Annotated in this window: 6 protein-coding genes; 2 read left to right on the forward strand and 4 right to left on the reverse strand. The window is 66.2% G+C overall.

The genetic code is table 11. From position 1 onward, the window contains the following. Positions 1-150: 150 nt before the first annotated feature. The 4 genes from tuf to rpsL all read right to left on the reverse strand — a co-directional run bounded on the left by tuf (position 151) and on the right by rpsL (position 4,483). A complete protein-coding gene (gene tuf / locus JHC79_RS22050; RefSeq protein ID WP_296394920.1) occupies positions 151-1,341 on the reverse strand; it encodes an elongation factor Tu in 1,191 nt (396 codons plus the stop codon). Between the two features lie 102 nt (positions 1,342-1,443). Next, complete coding sequence (fusA, locus tag JHC79_RS22055; RefSeq protein ID WP_296394922.1) at positions 1,444-3,549, reverse strand: elongation factor G; 2,106 nt, start codon at positions 3,547-3,549, stop codon at positions 1,444-1,446. A gap of 89 nt (positions 3,550-3,638) precedes the next feature. After that, on the reverse strand, positions 3,639-4,109 hold the full coding sequence (gene rpsG / locus JHC79_RS22060) for a 30S ribosomal protein S7 (protein WP_188489241.1): 471 nt from the start codon (positions 4,107-4,109) through the stop codon (positions 3,639-3,641). Beyond that, positions 4,109-4,483 carry a 30S ribosomal protein S12 gene (gene rpsL / locus JHC79_RS22065; RefSeq protein WP_023956148.1) on the reverse strand — a complete coding sequence of 125 codons (375 nt, stop codon included), beginning with the start codon at positions 4,481-4,483 and terminating at the stop codon, positions 4,109-4,111. The genes rpsG and rpsL overlap by 1 nt, the downstream gene beginning before the upstream one ends. A 418-nt stretch (positions 4,484-4,901) precedes the next feature. Between rpsL and JHC79_RS22070 the strand changes: the two genes are divergently transcribed. Both JHC79_RS22070 and JHC79_RS22075 read left to right on the forward strand, forming a co-directional pair. Then, on the forward strand, positions 4,902-6,026 hold the full coding sequence (locus tag JHC79_RS22070) for a nucleotide disphospho-sugar-binding domain-containing protein (protein ID WP_296394932.1): 1,125 nt from the start codon (positions 4,902-4,904) through the stop codon (positions 6,024-6,026). A 121-nt stretch (positions 6,027-6,147) separates the two neighbouring features. Continuing rightward, entirely contained in the window at positions 6,148-7,074 is a 927-nt protein-coding gene (locus JHC79_RS22075) for a hypothetical protein (protein ID WP_366783215.1), read from the forward strand. Positions 7,075-7,131 lie beyond the last annotated feature (57 nt).

Genomic DNA, 7,131 nt, shown 5'->3' on the forward strand with positions numbered 1-7,131 from the left:
CCGATCGGACAGCGACACCCCTGCCCTGTCCACGGCCGAGGTCCCGTCCGACCCGTCGCAAGCGAGAACGCCCGACCCCTGGTGGGATCGGGCGTTCTCGGTGGTGCGTTCCCGCGCTGGGCGCGGGAGGGTGTCACATGTCGAGCAGTGTCACTTGTTGATCTTGGTGACGCGGCCGGCACCGACGGTGCGGCCACCCTCACGGATCGCGAAGCGCAGGCCCTCGTCCATGGCGACCGGCTGGATCAGCTTGACGCTCATCTCGGTGTTGTCACCGGGCATGACCATCTCGGTGCCCTCGGGCAGGGTCACGACGCCCGTCACGTCAGTCGTACGGAAGTAGAACTGGGGACGGTAGTTGTTGAAGAACGGGGTGTGGCGACCGCCCTCGTCCTTCGACAGGATGTACGCCTGGCCCTCGAACTCGGTGTGCGGGGTCGTGGTGCCGGGCTTGATGATGACCTGGCCACGCTCGACGTCCTCACGCTTGAGTCCACGCAGCAGCAGACCGGCGTTGTCGCCCGCCTCTGCCGAGTCGAGCAGCTTGTGGAACATCTCGATACCGGTGACGGTCGACTTGGTCGACTTCTCGCGGATGCCGACGATCTCGACGTCCTCGTTCACGTTGACCGAACCGCGCTCGACACGACCGGTGACGACGGTGCCACGACCGGTGATCGTGAAGACGTCCTCGACGGGCATGAGGAAGGGCTTCTCGGTCTCACGGACGGGGTCCGGAACCGAGTCGTCCACGGCCTGCATCAGCTCGGCGATCGACTCGCCCCACTTCTCGTCACCCTCGAGGGCCTTGAGAGCGGAGACCTTGACGACCGGCGCATCCTCGTCGAAGTCCTGGGCGGCCAGCAGTTCGCGGACCTCCATCTCGACGAGCTCGATGATCTCGTCGTCGTCGACCATGTCGGCCTTGTTGAGTGCGACCAGGATGTACGGCACGCCGACCTGGCGGGCCAGGAGCACGTGCTCGCGCGTCTGCGGCATCGGGCCATCGGTAGCTGCCACGACCAGGATTGCGCCGTCCATCTGAGCCGCGCCGGTGATCATGTTCTTGATGTAGTCGGCGTGACCCGGTGCATCGACGTGCGCGTAGTGACGCTTCTCGGTCTGGTACTCGACGTGGGAGATGTTGATCGTGATACCACGAGCCTTCTCCTCCGGCGCCTTGTCGATCTGATCGAACGCGAACGCGGCGTTGAGGTCCGGGTACTTGTCGTGCAGAACCTTCGTGATGGCCGCGGTCAGCGTGGTCTTGCCGTGGTCGACGTGACCGATCGTGCCGATGTTGACGTGCGGCTTGGTCCGCTCGAACTTCGCCTTACCCACTTGATGTCCTCCTGGACTGTCGTTGCGTCTGAGTCCTTCTCAGCCGCAAAGTTTTGGTTGATTGCTGTGTGCGCCGCGACGGTTGTCGCGACACGGGGCGAATTATTCGCCCGTCGCCTTCGCGATGATTTCCTTCGCCACGTTCGCCGGAACCTCAGCGTACGAGTCGAACACCATGGAGTAGTTCGCCCGACCCTGAGTCCTCGACCGGAGGTCTCCGATGTAGCCGAACATCTCCGACAGCGGGACCTGCGCCTTGACGATACGGGCACCGCTGCGCTCCTCCATGGCCTGGATCTGGCCACGGCGTGAGTTGAGGTCACCGATCACATCGCCCATGTAGTCCTCGGGCGTGATGACCTCGACGGCCATCAACGGTTCGAGGATGACGGGGCCGGCCATGCGGGCGGCCTCCTTCAGTGCCTGCGAACCGGCGATCTTGAACGCCATCTCCGAGGAGTCGACGTCGTGGTACTGGCCGTCGAGAAGCGTGAACTTCAGGTTGACCAGCGGGTAGCCGGCGAGCACGCCGTACTGCATGGCGTCCTGCGCACCGGCATCCACCGACGGGATGTACTCGCGCGGGACGCGACCACCGGAGACCGCGTTGACGAACTCGTAGGTCGCGCCGTCCTCGGCGTCGACCAGCGGCTCGAGCTTGACGATGACCTTGGCGAACTGGCCCGATCCACCCGTCTGCTTCTTGTGGGTGAAGTCGTGCTTCTCGACCGTCTTGCGGATGGTCTCGCGGTAGGCCACCTGCGGCTTGCCGACGTTGGCCTCGACCTTGAACTCGCGCTTCATGCGGTCGACCAGGATGTCGAGGTGCAGCTCGCCCATGCCGCCGATGACGGTCTGGCCGGTGTCCTCGTCCAGCTTCACCGAGAAGGTCGGATCCTCTTCGGCGAGCTTCTGGATCGCGGTGCCCAGCTTCTCCTGGTCGGACTTGGTCTTGGGCTCGATCGAGACCTGGATGACCGGGTCCGGGAAGGTCATGGACTCGAGGATGATCTGGTTCTGCGGATCGCAGAGCGTGTCACCCGTCGTCGTGTCCTTGAGGCCGATGACGGCGTAGATGTGACCGGCAGACGCGGTCGCGATCGCGTTCTCCTTGTTGGAGTGCATCTGGAACAGCTTGCCCAGACGCTCCTTCTTGCCCTTGGTCGAGTTGATGACCTGGGCACCGGAGTCGACCTTGCCCGAGTACACCCGGACGTAGGTCAGCTTGCCGAAGAAGGGGTGCGTCGCGATCTTGAACGCCAGCGCCGAGAACGGCTCGTCCGAGGACGGCCGACGCTCGATCAGCTTCTCCTCGTCGCCGACGGCGTGGCCGGTGACCGACTCGACGTCCAGCGGGGAGGGGAGGTAGTCGATGACGGCGTCGAGCATGGGCTGGACGCCCTTGTTCTTGAACGCCGAACCGCACAGCACCGGGTAGATCTCGGAGCTCACCGTCATCTTGCGGATGGCGGCCTTGATCTCGTCGATCGTCAGCGGCTCGCCGCCGAAGTGCTTCTCCAACAGGGCCTCGTCGGACTCGGCCACCGTCTCGAGGAGTTCTTCGCGGTACTGCTCAGCGCTCTCGAGCAGGTCCTCGGGGATGTCGATGGTCTCGTAGGACTCGCCGAGCTTGGTCTCGCCGCGCCAGACCTTGGCCTTCATCTCGACCAGGTCGACGATGCCCTCGAAGCCACCCTCGGAACCGATGGGCAGCTGGATGACCAGCGGCTTGGCGCCGAGGCGGTCCTTGATGGTCTGCACGGTGTAGTAGAAGTCCGCACCGAGCTTGTCCATCTTGTTGACGAAGCAGATACGCGGCACGTCGTACTTGTCGGCCTGACGCCACACCTGCTCGGACTGCGGCTCGACACCTTCTTTGCCGTCGAACACTGCGACAGCGCCGTCGAGGACGCGGAGCGAGCGCTCCACCTCGACGGTGAAGTCGACGTGACCGGGGGTGTCGATGATGTTGATCTGGTTGTCGTTCCAGAAGCAGGTGGTGGCAGCCGAGGTGATCGTGATGCCACGCTCCTGCTCCTGCTCCATCCAGTCCATGGTGGCTGCGCCGTCGTGGACCTCACCGATCTTGTACGAGATACCGGTGTAGAAGAGGATGCGCTCGGTGGTGGTGGTCTTGCCGGCATCGATGTGGGCCATGATGCCGATGTTGCGGACCTTGTTGAGGTCGGTCAGCACGTCCTGTGCCACTTATCTGCCTCGCTTTTTCGCGTAGAGATCTTCGGGATTGGTGGACGGCCCGACGGTGACCCGGGTGGATCACCGTCAGACCGCAGCTGTCACCAGCGGTAGTGCGCGAACGCCCGGTTGGCCTCAGCCATCTTGTGGGTGTCCTCACGGCGCTTGACTGCGGCACCGAGACCGTTGCTGGCGTCGAGCAGTTCGTTGGCCAGCCGCTCGACCATCGTCTTCTCGCGACGCTGCCGGCTGAACGTGACCAGCCAGCGGAGGGCGAGGGTGTTGGCGCGGTTGGGCTTGACCTCGATGGGCACCTGGTAGGTGGCACCACCGACGCGGCGGCTCTTGACCTCGAGGGCGGGCTTGACGTTGTCGAGCGCGCGCTTGAGCGTGATGACCGGATCGGTGCCGGTCTTCTCGCGAGCCTGCTCGAGCGCCTGGTAGACGATGCGCTCTGCGGTCGACTTCTTGCCGTCGAGGAGGATCTTGTTCACCAGCTGGGTGACCAGCGGCGAGCTGTAGACCGGGTCGTTGACGAGGGGGCGCTTCGGGGCGGGTCCTTTACGTGGCATCAGCCCTTCTCCTTCTTCGCGCCGTACTTGCTGCGTCCCTGCTTGCGGGCCTTGACGCCCTGGGTGTCGAGCGAGCCGCGGATGACCTTGTAACGCACACCCGGGAGGTCCTTCACACGACCACCGCGGACGAGCACCATCGAGTGCTCCTGCAGGTTGTGGCCTTCACCGGGGATGTAGGCGGTCACCTCGACCGAGCTGGTGAGGCGCACGCGGGCGACCTTACGCAGAGCGGAGTTCGGCTTCTTGGGGGTTGTCGTGTACACGCGAGTGCACACACCGCGGCGCTGCGGGCTGCCCTTGAGCGCTGCCGTCTTCTGCTTGGCAGGCTTGTCGTGGCGGCCCTTGCGGACCAGCTGGTTGATAGTTGGCACTGAAAGTCAATCCTCTGTGTTGGCGTTCGTGATGTGTCTCTGTGGTTGGTGCTCCGGACAGACATTCGGATCGATGAGATCCGAGGTCTCCACAGATCGCCCCATCAGGCCCGAAAGCGCTGATCAGTCGTTGTTTCGCTCCCCCACTACCGGGCGTGTCGGACACGTCGGCAGGTGGGTTGGCACCTCAGCTCGTCGCATACGATCGCAGTCGGGAATCCCGACGGCGAATGTGGGCATACGAACTCGCCCGGCAGTTGCCAGGCACCAGCGGTCAACTGTACCGACAGCGCCAGGTGAGGTCAAAAATCGCACGAGGCGTCGGCCGGCGTTCAGTTGAACGCCATGTCCAGGCCATCGATTCCCGGCTGCGCTGCGTGATCGGCGGCGACTAGTTAGTGCCACTAATGTCGTTGACGTGGACCTCCTCTTCTCCTCCCTTGCGGCCTACGGCCACACCTTTCCGCTGATCCCACTGGCGCGCGCCGCACAGCAGGGCGGCCACCGCGTCCACTGGGCGACCGGCGAGGGGATGCACCAGGTACTGCGCGAGCTCGGCTTCGCGACCGCGACCGCGGGCACGTCGATCGCCGACGCCTTCGAGCAGGTTGTCGCGGCGGACGCCTCGGTGTCGTCGACGGCCGAGCTCAAGGCGAACACCGCGGGACATCTCGACCTGATCCACCGGGCCTTCGGCGAGGTCATCCCCAGATCCTTCGCCACCGACCTCGCGCCGATCCTCGACCGGGTCCGCCCGGACGCGGTCATCGCCGAGGCAGGCAACTTCGGAGCCGTCGAGGCGGCGACGGCCGCCGGGATCCCGGTCGTCGTCCACGGCATCGGACGAGGGTTCGGGTTCGACCGTGACATCGCGGACGCGCCCCTGCTCGACATCTTCCCGACATCGCTGCAGGAGCCCGCCGTGGTGCAGCGCGTCGGCCGCATCCCGCTGCGCCCGACCGCTTTCGCACCCGACGGCCCCCTCCCCGCCGTCGTCACCGACGACTCCGATCTCCGACCCCTCGTCTACGTGACCCTCGGCACCGAGTTCGGCGACGCCGCGATCCTCGCGGCCGCGGTCACGTCGATCGCGTCGTTGGGCGTGCGCGTGTTGCTGGCGCTCGGACCGTCGGTGTCGCGCGAGGCGCTGGGCGTCGTCCCCGAGGCGGTACACGTGGCCGACTGGGTTCCGCAGGCGGCCGTGCTCCCCCACGCCTCGGCGATCGTCCACCACGGTGGGGCGGGGACCACATTGGCCGCCCTGGCCGCCGGACTGCCGCAGCTGGTGCTCCCCCAGGGGGCTGACCAGTTCCGCAACGCCGACGCCGTGGTCTCCGGTGGTCTCGGTCATCAGTTGGTCGGTGCCCAGACCACGCCGCTCGGCATCCGATCGGCGGTCGAGGAACTGCTCGACCCGGCCGCCCCCACCACCCGCACCTGCGCGGTGATGGTCGACGAGATCGAGGCCATGCCGTCGCCGGATGCCGTCGCGGCCGGCCTGCCCGACCTCGTTGCGCGGTGGTCGGACGCCGCCTCGGCCTAGCACTCGTCAGGCCGCGTCTCCGCGTCGAACCCACGAACCCGCGTCGTGCCCGGCGCGGATTCGTGAGATGGGCGCGGGTTCTGCACCCGCGGCACCGAATCGGTCCCCGCTGCGTCCGAGTGTGGTGAATTCATTCCCCACCGATCGTCACGGCCTCGTCCACCGCAGCATCGCGGTCCGATGCGGGTACACCGACGCACAGCTCGCCGGCGCCGTCGCCTCGGGCGAGCTCGTCCGCATCACGCGCGGCGTCTTCGCCCACCGCGCGGAACGGACACCCGAGCAGTGCCACCGCCTGATGGGTATCGCCACCGGATCGCCCGAGGGGTCGACTGTGGTGAGTCATCAGAGCGCGGCGACGATGCACCGACTCGCGATGCTCCGACCGCAGCTCCGACGCATCCATCTCACCGTAGGAGTCGGCGTGAAAGCGCATCGGACCGCGGTCCGCCACGAGCACGAGGCGCACCTGGCGGATCACGAGGTCACGACCGTCGACGGCGTGCTGGTCACGTCGCTCGAGCGCACGGCTGTCGACGTCGCCCGCACGACCAGCATGGGTTTTGCGGGGGCCCTCGCCGTCCTGGACTCGGCGTTGCGAATGGGCGCCGATCGGAGCGTGATGGCGGAAATGCTGCTGACCCCGCGGCGTGGTGTCGGCCAGGCCCGGCGTGCGCTGCACCACGCGGACGGCAACGCCGAGAACCCCGGCGAATCGTGGAGCCGAGCGCAGATGATCGACGCGGGTCTGCCGCCGGCGCGCCTGCAGCACGAATTCCTCTCGGCGACAGGTGCACTGATCGCACGAACCGATTTCGATTGGGCGGAACTCCTCGTCGGCGAATTCGACGGGATGGTCAAGTACCAGAAGCATCTACGGCCCGGAGAGACACCGTTCGACGCGATGCGTCGCGAGAAGGACCGCGAGGACGCGTTGCGCCGGGCGGGGATCATGGTCATCCGCTGGACCTGGAACGACCTGGAGCGTGGTCGCGTCGTGCCCGTGATCCGCGACTGGCTACTCAGGTTGCGACTCGTAGCCGCCTGAACCCGCGTCGAACTCACGAACCCGCGTCGTGCCCGGCGCGGATTCGTGAGTTGGGCG

It is taken from the genome of Williamsia sp. (assembly GCF_016462415.1).
GTDB lineage: Bacteria > Actinomycetota > Actinomycetes > Mycobacteriales > Mycobacteriaceae > Williamsia_A.

Coding starts and splice junctions, on each gene's coding strand:
- rpsG (WP_188489241.1), bottom strand. CDS start 4,109: ATGCCACGTAAAGGACCCGCCCCGAAGCGCCCCCTCGTCAACGACCCG.